This window comes from Flagellimonas eckloniae (assembly GCF_001413955.1).
In the GTDB taxonomy this organism is placed as follows: domain Bacteria; phylum Bacteroidota; class Bacteroidia; order Flavobacteriales; family Flavobacteriaceae; genus Flagellimonas; species Flagellimonas eckloniae.
The window spans coordinates 2,964,297-2,979,987 of record NZ_LCTZ01000002.1 but is presented as its reverse complement, the minus strand read 5'-3'; the positions used below and the strand labels follow the sequence as shown (position 1 = coordinate 2,979,987).

General features: G+C 37.7%; 17 protein-coding genes. 11 read left to right on the top strand and 6 right to left on the bottom strand.

Translation table 11 applies throughout. The annotated features are described in order from the left end of the window. Positions 1 to 29: 29 nt before the first annotated feature. The 4 genes from AAY42_RS12790 to AAY42_RS12775 form a co-directional block, all read right to left on the bottom strand. Positions 30 to 1,043 carry an aspartate-semialdehyde dehydrogenase gene (locus tag AAY42_RS12790; RefSeq protein WP_055395819.1) on the bottom strand — a complete coding sequence of 338 codons (1,014 nt, stop codon included), beginning with the start codon at positions 1,041 to 1,043 and terminating at the stop codon, positions 30 to 32. A gap of 186 nt (positions 1,044 to 1,229) precedes the next feature. Then, a complete protein-coding gene (gene mscL, locus AAY42_RS12785; RefSeq protein ID WP_055395817.1) occupies positions 1,230 to 1,631 on the bottom strand; it encodes a large-conductance mechanosensitive channel protein MscL in 402 nt (133 codons plus the stop codon). Between the two features lie 76 nt (positions 1,632 to 1,707). Further along, complete coding sequence (alr, locus tag AAY42_RS12780) at positions 1,708 to 2,817, bottom strand: alanine racemase (protein WP_055395815.1); 1,110 nt, start codon at positions 2,815 to 2,817, stop codon at positions 1,708 to 1,710. Next, positions 2,810 to 3,454 carry a thymidine kinase gene (locus AAY42_RS12775; RefSeq protein WP_055395814.1) on the bottom strand — a complete coding sequence of 215 codons (645 nt, stop codon included), beginning with the start codon at positions 3,452 to 3,454 and terminating at the stop codon, positions 2,810 to 2,812. Before AAY42_RS12775 ends, alr begins: the two co-directional genes overlap by 8 nt. A gap of 159 nt (positions 3,455 to 3,613) precedes the next feature. Between AAY42_RS12775 and AAY42_RS12770 the strand changes: the two genes are divergently transcribed. The 4 genes from AAY42_RS12770 (at position 3,614) to AAY42_RS12755 (ending at position 8,024) form a co-directional block, all read left to right on the top strand. Then, positions 3,614 to 4,303 carry a hypothetical protein gene (locus AAY42_RS12770; RefSeq protein ID WP_055395813.1) on the top strand — a complete coding sequence of 230 codons (690 nt, stop codon included), beginning with the start codon at positions 3,614 to 3,616 and terminating at the stop codon, positions 4,301 to 4,303. A gap of 62 nt (positions 4,304 to 4,365) precedes the next feature. Continuing rightward, the gene (gene rsmI, locus AAY42_RS12765; RefSeq protein ID WP_055395811.1) at positions 4,366 to 5,037 is read left to right on the top strand and encodes a 16S rRNA (cytidine(1402)-2'-O)-methyltransferase; all 672 of its coding nucleotides are present in this window, start codon (positions 4,366 to 4,368) and stop codon (positions 5,035 to 5,037) included. Continuing rightward, entirely contained in the window at positions 5,037 to 5,612 is a 576-nt protein-coding gene (locus AAY42_RS12760; protein WP_055395809.1) for a uracil-DNA glycosylase family protein, read from the top strand. Before rsmI ends, AAY42_RS12760 begins: the two co-directional genes overlap by 1 nt. 120 nt (positions 5,613 to 5,732) lie before the next feature. Next, positions 5,733 to 8,024, top strand: coding sequence for a T9SS type B sorting domain-containing protein (locus AAY42_RS12755; RefSeq protein ID WP_055395807.1), 2,292 nt, complete (start codon positions 5,733 to 5,735; stop codon positions 8,022 to 8,024). A gap of 77 nt (positions 8,025 to 8,101) precedes the next feature. Here the strand turns inward: AAY42_RS12755 and AAY42_RS12750 are convergent, their stop codons facing one another. Further along, a complete protein-coding gene (locus AAY42_RS12750) occupies positions 8,102 to 8,680 on the bottom strand; it encodes a Crp/Fnr family transcriptional regulator (protein ID WP_055395805.1) in 579 nt (192 codons plus the stop codon). 179 nt (positions 8,681 to 8,859) lie between these two features. Between AAY42_RS12750 and AAY42_RS12745 the strand changes: the two genes are divergently transcribed. The 4 genes from AAY42_RS12745 to AAY42_RS12730 all read left to right on the top strand — a co-directional run bounded on the left by AAY42_RS12745 (position 8,860) and on the right by AAY42_RS12730 (position 12,561). Next, entirely contained in the window at positions 8,860 to 9,303 is a 444-nt protein-coding gene (locus AAY42_RS12745) for a nuclear transport factor 2 family protein (RefSeq protein ID WP_055395803.1), read from the top strand. A gap of 177 nt (positions 9,304 to 9,480) precedes the next feature. Continuing rightward, positions 9,481 to 10,398 (top strand): phosphate/phosphite/phosphonate ABC transporter substrate-binding protein, encoded by a 918-nt coding sequence (locus AAY42_RS12740; RefSeq protein WP_055395801.1) that lies wholly within the window; start codon positions 9,481 to 9,483, stop codon positions 10,396 to 10,398. 123 nt (positions 10,399 to 10,521) lie between these two features. Then, entirely contained in the window at positions 10,522 to 11,286 is a 765-nt protein-coding gene (locus tag AAY42_RS12735; RefSeq protein ID WP_245625618.1) for a class I SAM-dependent methyltransferase, read from the top strand. A gap of 351 nt (positions 11,287 to 11,637) precedes the next feature. Then, positions 11,638 to 12,561 (top strand): YHYH protein, encoded by a 924-nt coding sequence (locus tag AAY42_RS12730; RefSeq protein ID WP_175288767.1) that lies wholly within the window; start codon positions 11,638 to 11,640, stop codon positions 12,559 to 12,561. Here AAY42_RS12730 and AAY42_RS12725 read toward each other — a convergent pair. Next, positions 12,555 to 12,899, bottom strand: a complete 345-nt coding sequence (locus tag AAY42_RS12725) for a winged helix-turn-helix transcriptional regulator (RefSeq protein WP_055395795.1) — start codon at positions 12,897 to 12,899, stop codon at positions 12,555 to 12,557. The genes AAY42_RS12730 and AAY42_RS12725 overlap by 7 nt on opposite strands. A gap of 102 nt (positions 12,900 to 13,001) precedes the next feature. Here AAY42_RS12725 and AAY42_RS12720 point away from each other — a divergent pair, with 102 nt between their 5' ends. From AAY42_RS12720 to AAY42_RS12710, 3 genes are all read left to right on the top strand, one after another. Then, positions 13,002 to 13,601 carry a nitroreductase family protein gene (locus AAY42_RS12720; RefSeq protein WP_055395793.1) on the top strand — a complete coding sequence of 200 codons (600 nt, stop codon included), beginning with the start codon at positions 13,002 to 13,004 and terminating at the stop codon, positions 13,599 to 13,601. A 250-nt stretch (positions 13,602 to 13,851) separates the two neighbouring features. After that, positions 13,852 to 15,087, top strand: a complete 1,236-nt coding sequence (gene dcm, locus AAY42_RS12715) for a DNA (cytosine-5-)-methyltransferase (protein ID WP_055395790.1) — start codon at positions 13,852 to 13,854, stop codon at positions 15,085 to 15,087. After that, positions 15,077 to 15,685: a hypothetical protein gene (locus AAY42_RS12710; protein ID WP_055395786.1), complete on the top strand. Its 609-nt coding sequence runs from the start codon at positions 15,077 to 15,079 to the stop codon at positions 15,683 to 15,685. Before dcm ends, AAY42_RS12710 begins: the two co-directional genes overlap by 11 nt. The last annotated feature ends 6 nt before the right edge of the window (positions 15,686 to 15,691 follow it).

Here is a 15,691-nt window from a genome sequence, read left to right as displayed (position 1 = left end):
TATATGGTGAATGAAAGTATGATATGAGATTAAGAAACAGCCTCAGAAGTACCAACAATCAGTCCTTTTTCTACTAAATATTCGGCTATTTGAACTGCATTGGTAGCGGCCCCTTTTCGTAAATTATCGGAGACCACCCACATATTTAGCGTATTGCGTTGCGTTTCATCACGGCGAATTCTACCAACAAATACATCATCCTTTCCATGTGCATAGATGGGCATAGGATACGTATTGGTATCAGGATTGTCCTGAACAGTAACTCCAGGGGTCTCACTAAGTAGCTTTCTCACTTCGGACAAATCAAAGTTATTGTGGAATTCCACATTTACAGATTCAGAATGACCACCAGCGGTTGGGATACGAACAGCGGTCGCTGAAACTGAAAAAGTCCTGTCGTCCAATATTTTTTGTGGCTCGCGAGCAAGTTTCATTTCTTCTTTTGTGTATCCGTTTTCCAGAAATACATCACAATGTGGCAAGGCATTTCTACCAATAGGGTAAGGGTAAGCCATTTCACCTTCTATACCCGCAATCTCATTTTCCAATTGTTCAACGGCTTTAACACCTGTTCCGGAAACGGACTGATAGGTAGAAACCACTACGCGTTTCATTTGATATTTTTTATGCAATGGGTCCAGCGCCATTACCATTTGTATGGTGGAACAATTGGGGTTTGCAATAATTTTGTCTTCAGCGGTCAATGTATTGGCGTTGATTTCGGGAACTACCAATTTTTTGGATGGATCCATGCGCCATGCTGATGAATTATCAATAACAGTTGTGCCTACTTCGGCAAATTTTGGAGCCCATTCCAAAGAAGTGTCTCCTCCTGCAGAAAATATCGCGATATCTGGTTGTGAAGCAACAGCATCCGCTAACCCTATTACCGTATATTCTTCATCTCGATAATTCAATTTTTTTCCTATGGAGCGTTCAGAGGCAACCAATAACAATTCTGTTATTGGAAAGTTACGTTCGGCCAATACTTTCAACATCACTTCGCCAACCATTCCAGTGGCACCTACAACTGCTACTTTCATTTTTAATTCTTTTGTGAAGGCAAAGTTAGTACAGATAAACTTCTAAACAAGCATTTCAGGCTTCATAATCAAAAAATAACAAAATGTTATAAATAAAACAACCGTCAACTTGTTAGCGAAACAAACTGACGGTTTTAAAGTTATGCTAGTAGTGTAGCGGTAGCTTCAAATTAATTGAAGCCGATTTTACTTTTTCAATAAATCCCTTATTTCAGCAAGCAATTCTTCTTGGGATGGGCCTGCTGGTGCTTCTGGAGCCGGTTCTTCTTTTTTCTTCATCTTGTTTACGCCCTTGACAATCATGAACATAACAAATGCAACAATGATAAAGTCTATAACATTGGTTAAAAAATCTCCATAAAGTACAGCTACTTCACCCACTGTTTCACCTGCGTCATTCATAGTACCTTCCTTAATGGTATACTTTAAATCTTTAAAATCTGCATTGAAAATAAGTCCAATTAATGGAGAAACAATTCCACCGGTAAAAGAGGCAACAACCTTGTTAAAGGCGGCACCCATAACGAAACCTACGGCAATATCCACCAGGTTACCTTTCATTGCAAAATCTTTGAATTCTTTAAGCATTTTAGTATAGTTTTAAATGGTTAATACGTCTACAATGTAATCAAAAATGAGGGTTTTGCCAATTGGCCGTTGAAAATCATGAGTTTACAATTACCCTTTTTACCCTAGAAGAAATTGCGGTCAATAGTTCATAGGAGATAGTATTTACGGATGAGGCAAAATCCTCTGCTGACTGATTTTGACCAAATACCAGCACTTCATCCCCTTCTTGGCAGTCAATATCCGTCACATCAACCATAATCATATCCATACAAACATTGCCTATGATAGGAGCATTTTTGCCATTTATGGAAACATATGTTTTGCCATTTCCGTAGTGCCTCCCTATACCATCTGCATGCCCAAGCGGCAAGGTAGCGGTAGTTCTAGGCTTTTCAGATTTGTATGCACGATTGTAGCCTACGCTTTCATTGGATTCAATCTTGTGTATTTGGGAAATAATGGTCTTGAGTGTGGCAACTGGAACCAATTTGCTATCAACGGCTTTGCTATTGCCATAACCGTATAAGCCTATTCCACTTCTCACCATTTCAAATTGGGCTTCAGGATAGTTGATGATTCCTGATGTGTTCAACATATGTCGAAAAGGGGTATACCCCAATTTTTGATGCAACACTTTGCATATTTTTTTGAAGCGGTCTATTTGATTTAGGCTAAATGCTTTTTCAGATAGATCCTCTGAAGCAGCCAAATGTGAAAAAAAGGAAATGATTTTTAGCTCATCCGTTTCTTTTAATTGTTCTGCGATGTTGGCTATATCATTTTCCAAAAATCCCAAGCGATTTAATCCTGTATTAAATTTAAGATGAACAGGGTAATTTGTTTGGCCCTTTTGTTTGGCAACCTCCAAAAAAAGTTTCAGAATCTTTGAGGAATATAAATTTGGCTCCAAAGAATGGTCAATGAGCTCTGTAAAATTTATGGGTTGAGGGTGAAGCACCAGAATAGGGATCTTAATCCCAGATTTCCTCAACAAAACACCCTCTTTTGTATAGGCAACCGCAAAATAATCAACACCCAAGCTTTCCAATTTCTGGGCTATGGTCACCATATCGCTTCCATATGCAAAGGCTTTTACAACAGCCAAAAACTTGGTTTTAGCAGCTAATTTAGATCTTAAAAACCTGTAATTATGTTCCAATGCCTTCAAATCTAGTTGAAGTATGGTCTCGCCAATTTTACTCATTAGTAGATTTCTTTTTGGCCGCTACCTCTTCAGCATCAACATCCATTTGGCTCACTTTCTCCTTGAGCATGGCCTTATAGAATGCAGCTCTACTTAAGGGCTCATACTCGCCGGTTTCACCCAGCAAAACAAGTTTTTCATTACTAGATTTTCTAAAACTGTAATTCGCCAAATTTCCGGTACGCGTGCAAACAGCATGTACTTTGGTTACGTATTCCGCAGTTGCCATTAAGGCTGGCATAGGGCCAAATGGATTTCCTTTAAAATCCATATCCAATCCAGCAACAAGCACACGAACCCCACGGTTGGCCAAGTCATTGCAAACCGTAATTATCTCATCATCAAAGAATTGCGCTTCATCAATACCAACTACATCACAGTCGTCTGCTAACAGGCGAATGTTAGCGGCGGCAGGAACAGGGGTAGAACGTATTTCATTGGAATCATGGGAGACTACCATGTCCTCATGGTATCTTGTATCAACAATAGGCTTAAAGATTTCAACCTTTTGTTTCGCAAATTGGGCGCGTTTAAGTCTTCTTATGAGTTCTTCGGTCTTTCCAGAGAACATGGAACCACAGATAACTTCTATCCAGCCAAATTGTTCTTTAGGGTTTACTGTGTTTTCAAGAAACATACCGTACTTTTAAACGAAATTGTGTAGTTTTTTCGTTCTATTAAGGAAAAACACAAAACTACTAAAAAAATATGCCCTGAGTTTAGAATAAAATTTAACCTTTTGTTCTAAGGGGGATTATTAAAATGGTTATATTTTTATAGTAAAGATTAATAGCTTATGATACGGAAATTAAGGGAGGAGTTGATAAAATTATCTACAGACATTATCACCACAAGAGAAGATAAGGAATTGGTTGGGCTTTATGATAAGGCAAAGGAAATATATGAGAAATTAGCCGTTCTTAAATTTATAGATGAGAAGTTGAACGACGTTGAAGTCGATGTTTCTAAAAATGTAATTGCCTCACGTTTTGAAAAAATGGCAAATGCAGTCTTAAGTGGAAATACTACAGTGCCGGAAAGCAACCCTCACGAGGAAGACATTATGATTCCAGGAATGGACACTATAAGGGACATGGTTTCTGAAATGCCCACAGAGATGGAAGTAGAAAATGTATTTACAGAATTTGTGGCAAAACCGGAAGTTGCAAAAAATGATATGGAATACTTTTCGGGGGAAGGAAAAAATAGAAATGTAGAGGGCGGCAAGTCAAAATCACTCAACGATACCTTTGTAAAAGATTTTCAGGTGGGTCTAAATGACAGATTGGCTTTTGTAAAGCACTTGTTCAACAACAATACAAATGATTACAACAGGGTGCTTTCACAATTAAACACCATTGATACCGAGGAGCGTTCCATTGCCTTTATCACGAATATGGTTAAGCCTGAGTACAGTAATTGGGAAGGCAAGGAAGACTATGAAAGCCGTTTTATGGCATTGATTGAGCGCAGGTTCGCACACTAGTCCCAGTCAGCTTTTTTATTTCTTTTCCACAAAAAAAGCAAGTAAGGCCTTAACTTTGGCCTATGGGAAAGCTGTATTTGGTTCCAACACCAATTGGAAATTTAGAGGATATCACCTTACGAGCCATCAAGGTTTTAAAGGAGGTTGACTTGATTTTGGCTGAAGATACCCGCACCAGTGGAAAATTGCTCAAGCATTTTGACATAGCCACCCCTTTGCAAAGCCATCACATGCACAATGAACACAAACAGCTGGATGCCACCGTACAAAAATTGAAGGGAGGGGCTACGTTAGCCTTGATTTCTGATGCAGGCACTCCAGCAATTTCTGATCCAGGATTTTTATTGACGCGAGCCTGTGTGCAAAATAATATTGAAGTAGAATGTTTGCCCGGAGCCACTGCTTTTGTGCCAGCTTTGGTGAATAGTGGACTTCCAAATGACAGATTTGTTTTTGAGGGATTTCTCCCTATTAAAAAAGGCCGTCAAACAAGATTGCAGCAACTTGCTGAAGAAACACGAACATTGGTCTTCTACGAATCGCCTCATAAATTAATCAAAACTTTGACTCAATTTGTCGAGTATTTTGGAGCGGATAGACCCATTTCTGTTTCCCGTGAATTGACCAAAATGTATGAAGAAACCATCAGAGGAACCACAACTGAAGTATTTCAACATTTTACGGACAAGCCTCCAAAAGGAGAGTTTGTAATTGTAGTTGACGGCAAGAAATAATGCAAAAACTACTTTCTGACATTAGAAATTGTGAAGTGTGCAAAGCACACCTTCCTTTAGGTCCAAGGCCTATAGTTGCTGGGCATCCCGAAGCCAGAATCCTAATTATTGGGCACGCGCCAGGAACCAAGGTGCACAAAACCGGAATACCTTGGGATGACCAAAGCGGCAAACAGCTCAGGAAATGGATGGGTGTTACCGATGAAATCTTCTATGATGAAACAAAGATTGCCCAGATGCCCATGGGGTTTTGTTATCCCGGAAAAGGAAAATCAGGCGATCTGCCGCCACGACCAGAATGCGCGCCTCAATGGCACAAATCCCTTCTGGAAAAAATGCCGAACATAGCATTGACCATTTTAATCGGACAATATTCCCAACGCTATTATTTGGGGGACAAGATGGAAAGAAATTTGACCGAGACAGTTCGAAATTATGACAACTACACACCTGAATATTTTGTAGTACCGCATCCTTCGCCTAGAAATCGATTTTGGTTGAGCAAAAACCAGTGGTTCAATGAAGAGGTGTTGCCAGAATTAAAACGTGCTGTTTTACAAAACTTGGAAAATTAGGAGAAATAATTGTTTTTAAGCATTGATTTTTAATTATTCAGAGGTGTTTTGTTGTAAATAGTCGATAAACATTTTTAATGTTGAAGATCTCTCCTATTTTTAGAGGTGATCATTTATAAGATGGCCTTTTTTAGAATATGTATATATGTAGTGCTGGCTTTTTCCAGCATAGAAGCATATTCCCAATTGGGAAACAAGCACTGGCTTCCTCCAATCCATAGTCGTTCCTCAGAGGACGTAGAAGATCATTATGTGTATTTGTCTACTCCATCAGAAACTCCTTTTGAAGTTACTTTACGGTATGGCAATACCGTAATTTCTAGGACTATTTCAGCGGGAATACCCACGAGTATTTTAATTGGCGCCAATAAACCATCTCCTATTTTCACCTCCGATTCCGAGTTAAATACACCTTTGGAATCCAAAGGGATTGTGCTTTCGGGAAGCGAGGAATTTTATGCAAGTTTTCGTGTGCGATCGCCGGCACAGGCCGGATATCTCACCACAAAAGGAGAAGCAGCCCTAGGGACCTCCTTTAGGCTTGGCAGTTTACCACAAAGTTCAGAAGTCGAGGATAAAAACTTTTTTGTTGGTATCATGGCAACGGAGGACAATACGGTAATTTCTATTTCCGACTACAACAACAATGTTGTTTTTGAAGGGCCAAATTCCCCGTTGGGAAACACTATAGATATAATTCTAAATGAGGGAGAAAGTTATGCTGTTTCCGGATACACAACTAATCCGGCCAATTATGATGGTTTCATTGGAGCTTTGGTTACATCAGACAAACCTATAGTCGTTAACACAGGAAACGGATTGGCAGGTTTTCAGGGGCAATCTAGAGATTATACCATTGACCAAATTGTGCCCGTAGAAGATGTTGGCGATGAATATGTGGTTATAGAGGGAAACGGAAACAGTACTACAGAGAGACCAATGGTCATGGCAACGGAGGCAAATACCGAAGTTTTTATAAATGGAGCACTTTACACTACGTTACAAAATGCTGGGGATTATATATTGATTCCCAATGGCAATTACCGAGGAACTTCCCATAGAAACATGTACATCACTTCTTCAAAAAATGTATATGTATATCAATTTTTGGCCGGAGATGGGAATGAGGCAACCGTGGGAATGAATTTTATACCACCGCTTAGTTGTTTTTTCCAAAAAGAAGTGGATTTAATACCCGAAGTGGATAGGATTGGAAACACCACTTATGAGGGGGATATCATCGTCACAACTAGAACAGATGCCGAATTAACAGTTAACGGAAACAACATTTCCGAGAGTCCTGAAAATGTTTCTGGAACCATGGATTGGGTTACGTACAGGTTGGACGGATACAGTGGTAATGTTTCCATAGCATCCACACAACCTCTTGCCGTAGGTCTATTTGGGTTTAATGGAAGTGCTGGTTTTGGGGGCTATTACTCTGGTTTTGGTTCTATTCCAAAAGATTCAGAGACTAAAGTATGCGATTTGGTCCTGACAGATTTATTTGAACAAATACAAGGAAATCCGGACCCCGGTGGAGCTTGGACTGCTCCTAGCGGAGCTACGCATTCGGGGTTTTTTGACCCTGCTTCCGATGTTCTGGGGGTATACAATTATTATTTAGATACGGGATGTGCCATAATTGATGTTGATTTAGAGATAACTGAGGTTGTTACGCCCAAGAATTCAGGAAACAGCAACGAAATTATTGTTTGTTTGGAAAGTAATCCTTTGAATTTGTTTTCACAGCTACTGGGAACACCGGACACTGGAGGGGTTTGGATGGACCCAGATGGAATTGTTTTTGATGGTGTTTTTGACCCTTCCACCTTTGTCTCTGGAGATTACACCTATGGGTTTTATGATAATTTGCCTTGTGAGCCCGTAGAAAATATCTTGAACGTCAGGGTTTCTTCAGAACCAGAAACTATTGAAATAAATAGGGACACGCCCTTATTCTCCAATCGGTTTGCAACCATTGAGGTAAATGCCGAAGGAGGACTGGGCGATTATGAATACCAATTGGATGAAGGTTTTTGGCAAGATGAAGCTATCTTTGAGGAGGTCCCAAGTGGCACCCACACCATTAGTGTTCGAGATAAAAATGGCTGTGGAAACCCATTGTCCGAGACAGTGGACATCGTTTTTTATCCTTCATTCTTTACGCCAAATGGAGATAACGTTAACGAGACATGGAATATTGAGGGATTAAATGTGTCTATGGAGGCAGAACTATTTATTTTCGATAGATATGGCGCGCTTTTAGCACAAATTGACCCTTATGCTTCGGGGTGGGACGGATTGCACATTAATGGCCCTCTTCCCTCCAACGATTATTGGTTTTTAGTAAACTACACAGAGAATGCAACTAGAAAAAGCTTTAAGTCGCATTTTACGCTAAAAAGATGATTTTCCATTTGTGCTCCATATCCTTGTGTATTTGTTTCTCCTTAATTTTCCTAAATAGGATTCCCAGCTTTAAAAATCTAATTCTTAGTCCTTAAGCGACTAAATGTCTCTGGTTTCATATTAAGGTAAGAGGCTAAATACTTTTGCGGAATCACCTTTAATTCCTCAGGGCATCGTTGCATAAACGTTATATAGCGTTGTTCTGCGGAAAGTGTCAATAACTCTACCTCTCTGTGCAAACGGCCAAATAATATTTGCTGAAAAAACTGATGCCCCCAAACATTAAAATCAGGATATATTGAAAAAAGTGATTGATAATCCTTAAATGTAATGCCCAACAGCTTTGAAGGCTTTAATGCTTCCAAAAAGGTAGATGAGGGTTGTTTTGATATGAAGGAGTCAAAAACACCAGACGGACTTCCCGAATACGAAAAACCCAGCACCACTTTTTCTCCCTTTTCATTTAAAATATAGATGGCCTGCACTCCATCCAAAACAAAGTAAAAGTAGCGCTCAATGTTGCCTGCCTCCGTAATCAGGTCGTATTGATTAAACGTCTTTACGGACCACAACGATTTGAAATGATGTTCTTCTTCTTTATCCAAGGGAACCTGTGAAAAAAAAGCCTTCAATCGAAAAAAAGTTTCATTATCCATACAGGCAGTAAAATTTCGTTAAAAATAGTGATAAGGCTTAGGATTAAAATATAGATTTTCTGGCAGCTGACCCTCACCTTCCAAATCATATGTTAAATCTATAAATTGAGGATGGATTTTTACCGAACTTCACTTATCAATGTGGCACATTTAAAAAATCTAGAATTCACAAATTAGTTATGAAACAAACTTTTATCCTAACATTTTCCCTTTTGACTTTTTATGCTCAGGGACAAACATCACAGGATTCTTTAGACATTAAACAAGTTGCTTTAGATTATATTGAATCCCAACATAACGTGAAACCTGAACAGTTTGAGGGTGCAGCTCACCCGAGAATGGTAAAAAGGACTTTTTGGACAAACAAAAAAACGGGAAAGGAGTATTTAAGAGAAACCTTTACAGATGCTATGGTTTTACTTGCCGAAACATATAATCAAGATGGAGACAAATTTCCGGAAAACCCCAAAAAGGAGGTCATTATACTTGATATTTATGACAAAACTGCTTCTGTGAAACTTATTGCGGACGACTGGATTGATTATATGCATATAGTAAAACTGAATAATAAATGGCAATTAGTCAATGTGTTATGGCAATTCAATAATTCTAAAGACCATTAAATTGATCCTAATAAAGCCCTACAAAAACATATAACCGCAATTACAGCGGATTCTACTAAGTCCGAATCCGCTCAAAATTACTAGAGTCTTTTCTAAATCTAAAATTAACGCATGTTAACCTGTATCTAAAGGTTATATGGGAAAGGTTAGCCACCATTATAATTACAACGAAGAAAAATGAAGAAAAAAATATTCACCCTTTTTAGTATAATCTTGATTGGTTTAACCCAAATTGGATGTGAAAATGCTAAAAAGCCACTTACATTGGCCACTTATACTTATTCCACAAATAATCGAATAGATAACTTAAGACCGGTCGCAAAAGACCTGGAAACCCTTCTCAAAAGACCGATCCATATCAAGAGTTACCCTGATGTGGCATCCTTTCTTGATGGAATAAAATCCGACCAAGTAGATATTGGATTGATAAACACCTTAGGCTACTTACTTCTTTCGCTGGACAACCAGAATATGCATCCAATCGCTACTCTAAAAGTACGTGAAGATGCTGTTGATAATTACAAGACGGTTGTACTGAGTAACAATGATAGTGTCACTGATTTAAATGCTTTGGAGGTCAAAACCAATAACCTTTCCATGATGTTCGTGAGTGAAGGATCTACTTCTGGTAATCTTGTACCTAGATTATTGTTAAGTTCACTTGGGATTAAATCTCCAGAAAATCAATTCAAAAAAGTAATATACGGCGGTAATCACACCTCAACTTTCGAGAAGTTTATGGAAGGTGAATCCGATATTTGTTCAATTGGGAGCAATGAGTACTTCAAACAGATTCAAAAGGATTCTACCTTTCTTACATCAGCTAGAGTGCTCTGGCTTTCAGAAGAAATTCCATTAGGTCCTGTTCTACTAAATAATAAACTTTCAAAATCGGATAAAAAAGAGATTTCTGATTTGTTTTTCAACCTGCATGAAACTAATTCCAATGCATTAGAATCATTAAAGGCGGGCTGGTCCGAGGCCAAACAAGCAGAAAGGTTTCATCCAATAGGTGATCGTTATTACAACAACTTCCGCGTTGTTAATGACAACAGTACTGATTTGTCCGGCATTTTAAACCTCTTTGTTAAATAAACAGGGTTAAATCTTATATTCGTCCATAGGGGAAATCCGAACGAACAAAAACCGTTATGGATAATTGAAATTGTGAAAAGAGTCTATACAGATTTGAAATAAGCAATAATTAAATGACAGATTTTGAAGGATAAAATGGATGGCAGTTATAAAGTTGGTGATTTGATTTATGATGCAAATGTTTATGATGGAATGAATACACATCTAAATGATTTGCAATTTTACAAGCGATGGCTTCCAAAAAATAAGAGTGCCCGCATACTTGAGCTTTGTTGTGGCACGGGCAGACTTACGCTTCCAATTGCAAATGATGGATATGATATTTGTGGAGTAGACTACACTTCTTCAATGCTAGAACAAGCAAAAGCAAAAGCTTCCGAAGCAGGATTAGAAATTGAGTTTATTGAGGCAGATATTCGAACTTTAAATTTGCCTAAAAAATACGATCTTATTTTTATTCCATTTAACTCAATCCATCATTTATATAATAATGAAGATGTATTTAAGGCATTTAAAGCTGTTAAACAGCATCTCAAAGAAAGTGGTTTATTTCTATTGGATTGCTTTAATCCCAATATTCAATTTATTGTTGGCGCAGAGAAAGAGCAAAAAGAAATTGCTCACTATACCACCAAAGATGGACGAGACGTGTTGATAAAACAGATAATGCGATATGAAAACAAAACTCAAATTAATCGTATAGAATGGCATTATTATATAAACGGTGAGTTTGATTCAATTCAAAATTTAGATATGAGACTGTTTTTTCCTCAAGAATTAGATTCATACCTGGAATGGAATGGTTTTAATATTATTAATAAGTTTGGAAGTTTTGAAGAAGAAGCATTTAATGATAATTCGGAAAAACAAATATTCGTTTGTCAATAAGCTATTGGAGGAAATTGGATAATCTATAAATATCTGAATATAAGAAGAATAAGCTCAAAATTTATAACAAACTTTTAGCATACATTTTAACAATTTGAATTATTCACCAAGTATATTTATCTCCACATAATAGCACGATATAACCACACAAGGTTTTTCTTATATTGAAAAAATGAAATTGTGTTATGTATGATTTGGTGTTTTGGGCCGCAAAGTAAACGCGGACTTTCCAGAAAAGATGGCTATAGCTACTGCACCCATATAAGCTTGGTTGATGATTCCCAATAAAATTCCATTAATTATACACAAGATATGCCGCAAAAAGTTGTCTAATCTTTTAAAATGATAAATATGACAACTAAAAATACTTCACTGGCTGTCTTGGCATTACTTCTGTTTGGGTGTGGAAGCTCTACATCAAAAACTCCTTCAAAGCCGCAAGGAAATGCTTCGACAACACATTTTTTGAAAGCATACGAACTCGTGAGTGATAAATTTGGAACAAAAACAACGGTAGCCATACAAGCTGATTCTCGTATAATGAAGACCAACGGTTTGCCTAACCATAGTACAGGCACTTTTCCAAATAAAGGAAACCCCAATACAATTTCAGCCCAAAATCTGTCTTATGAATTCCCATTAAATCCTGTTTTCTCTGGTGAATCTAGATGGGCAAGAGAACCTGGTGTTGCTTTGAACGGAGTAAAATTTGAGCCAGAAACAGCAGAAAGGTTTGTTTGCGAAACTGGTGAGGTGTATAGAATTGAAGCGTTTCAGGAATTGGTTGATTTAGGTTTGGATTTTAACAATGCACATGTGCAGCCCACCGGAGCTTATCATTATCATGGTGTCCCGGTTGGTTTAATTGAAACTTTATATAGTAGAGAAAGGGACGATATCATTTTAGTGGGATTTGCGCATGATGGATTTCCAATCTATTATTCCAAAAGCGGAAAATACAAACCAAGTTTTAAATTATCGGATGGGTCCAGAACTGGTGAGGTCTGTTCCTATACCAACCCAAAAACAACCATAAAAAAAGAATTGAAAGATACTAGTCCAGATGGAACTTTTGTGTCTGACTGGACATATATTGAAGGCTTGGGTGAACTGGACGAGTGTAACGGAACAGAATTAAATGGTGAATATGTTTATTTTGTGACTGATGAATATCCCTATATGGGAAGATGTTTAAAAGGTGTCTTTACACAAAAAGGGCCTAAAGGAACTCCTCCTGGGGCACATCCACATAATTTAATGAGACATCCTCATTGATTGTGTTTGGCTTGATCCTGAAGCACAAAATCCCCCCAGTCAGCTATGGCACTTAAAACAGGGATGAGCGTTTGTCCAAATTTCGTTAAGGAATATTCAACCCTTAAAGGTGGTTTAGAGGTATATACCTTTCTTTGGATTATTCCATCATGTTCCAGGGTTTTTAGTTGAAGGCTTAGGGTTCGCTCAGTAACCGTTGGCATTTCTTTTCTCAATTGATTATATCGAAGAGTTCCCTTTATCAAATGAAATAGAATAACCGTTTTCCATTTTCCTCCAATAATTCCCATGGTAAGACTTGTGCAACACGGATATTCTTTTCCCTTAAATTCATACATAAAATCGATGGGCTTTTAAAAATAGTACTATCCTTTACGACCGCTATTGCAAAGATAAATTACTATACTTAGTTTTGCAACTATACTAATTATAGTGAAATTATGAGCTTTATAAAATCTATGCAAAACCGTTATACTGCCAAGAAGTATGATAGTTCTAAAAAAATTGAAACAAAAAAAATTGAAGAATTGAAGGAGATTCTACGTTTAAGTCCTTCATCAATTAATAGCCAGCCTTGGAAATTTACCTTTGTTTCCGATAGGGAAACCAAAGAACGGCTTTCTAAAGTGTCTTGGTTAAATACAAACAAGGTGCTTGATTGTAATACTGTTGTAGTTTTTAGCAGAATTAATGACATCTCTTTGTTTGAGCAACAGATAGAAGAAGGTTTGCCTAAAGGGGCTGTTGATTATTATAAAGAATTTATAAAACCAAATGCCGAAGAACAAATCATGGCTTGGTTTGACCGACAAGTCTATTTGGCCTTGGGCATGTTTTTAAGTGCTTGTGCGGAAATGGGAATCGATTCCACTCCTATGGAAGGTGTTGAACCTGAAAATTATGATATGATTTTAAATCAAAAAAGCTATAGTACTCTTATGGCTGTTGCCATTGGTTATAAAGATGAGAATGATTTCAATCAACCCAGCAAAAAACCAAAATCAAGAAGAGCGCTGAATCAAGTAATAAAAACAATCTAACATTCAAAAAAAGACAAATCAATTAACAATAGTCGCTACAATATTGGCAAAAGAAGGATATGAAGCATTGGTAAAAAAGAATTGCTAAAGCTAATAGACACACTAGGGCAGAAACATATGAATAATCCTCATTTGGCCGAATATTTGAAAGCCACCGAAGGTGCTGTTGAGGAGTTTTCTCTTCATGAAATGACACAGCTAGGGTAGAAAAATTTTTATCACGATATCGCTTTAAGTTCTATTTTTGAAGATGCAACAACTTAAAGTATGCGAACTTTTTGCAGGGGTTGGTGGTTTTAGACTTGGTTTAGAGAACACCGGTCATTTTAAGGTGGTTTGGAGTAATCAATGGGAGCCTTCCACAAAAACCCAACATGCTTCCATGGTTTACGAGGCCCGATTTGGTGGGAATAATCATTCCAACATCAACATAGAAAATGTATCCACAGCTGAAATTCCTGATCATGACATTTTAGTTGGGGGGTTTCCCTGTCAAGATTATTCTGTTGCCACAACCCTAAAAAATTCTAAGGGGCTTATTGGAAAAAAGGGGGTGCTTTGGTGGTCCATCCACCGTATACTCTCAGAAAAAAAGAAAAAGCCCAAATACCTTTTTTTAGAAAATGTAGATCGTTTGCTTAAGTCTCCATCTTCCCAAAGAGGTCGGGATTTTGCATTGATGCTCAAAAGTTTGGACGATTTGGGCTATGCTGTGGAATGGCGGATTATCAATGCCGCGGATTATGGAATGCCTCAACGCCGAAGGCGGGTTTTTTTCTTGGGATATCACAAATCCTCAACCCTTTACAAAACGCTTAAAAAGACCTCAGCAAAGCAATGGCTTTTGCAAAAAGGGGTGATTTCATCATCTTTTCCTGTTGAGAACTCATCAAAGGAATGTTCTTCTTTTGTATTGGAAGACGACCTTGTTTCCTTGTCAAATTCTTTTAATGTTGATGAAAAGCTTTCTCCATTTTTTAACTCAGGTATCTTTATTGATGGAAAAGTATCGACCTTAAAAACAACCCCATCTTATGGCGAGGATAGGATTATTCTTTCTGATGTTTTGGAAAATGGAACGGCTGCTGCCGAACTTTTTATTCCGGATACAGATTTGCCCAAATGGGAATATCTAAAAGGAGCAAAAAAAGAAGTAAGAAAGACCAGTGCTGGCTTTGAATATAAGTATAGCGAGGGAAGCATGGTATTCCCAGATGCTTTAAATCAACCTTCAAGAACAATTATAACTGGTGAGGGAGGCAAGTCCCCTTCCAGATTTAAACATGTGGTCCAAACTAAAAAAGGACTTAGAAGGCTCTCGCCCCTGGAGTTGGAACGATTAAATATGTTTCCAGACAACCACACCAAGCTTGATGGGATATCTGATGCCAAGCGTGCGTTTTTTATGGGAAATGCCTTAGTGGTAGGTGTAGTGGAAAAAATTGGTGCCGCCCTGTTCCAAAAATTAAAATCCCTTGAAAAGTAATTTTGCGTCAGATCTGTCCAAAGAAAAAAAGCTTCACTCCCTATTGGACAACTACTATGCTAAAAACTTAAATAGGTACCATTTTGAACGGGTTTCAAATTATAGGGAACAAATGCAGGGTATAGACCTTGTTTTCAAGCATAGAAAAACGGGTGTTTCTTTTTATGTTGATGAAAAAGCACAGTTGGATTATATTAATGAGCGTCTTCCAACTTTTGCTTTTGAACTTTTCTATGACAAAGGCGGATCAAAAAAACAAGGGTGGTTATTTGATTCAACTAAAAAGACTCATTTCTATTCGTTGGTCACTAGTATTTATGCTGACGACGAAAACAAATTTACCTCTTGCAACATCACTTTTGTAAACAGAAAAATGCTTGTTCACTATTTAGAATCTATAGGGTTATCAAAGGAAAAACTAAAAGAAATAGCGATACTACATAACGATTTTCATGGAAAATTTGAGCTCAACAAGCTCGATACAAGACGTGAAGGGTATCTTTTTTTCTCTAGAAAGAATAAAGTGGAAAAGCCCTTGAATCTAATTTTAAAATTAGATTTTTTAATCGAAATAGGTGTTGCAAAAAAGTTTGTGTGAGCTTAT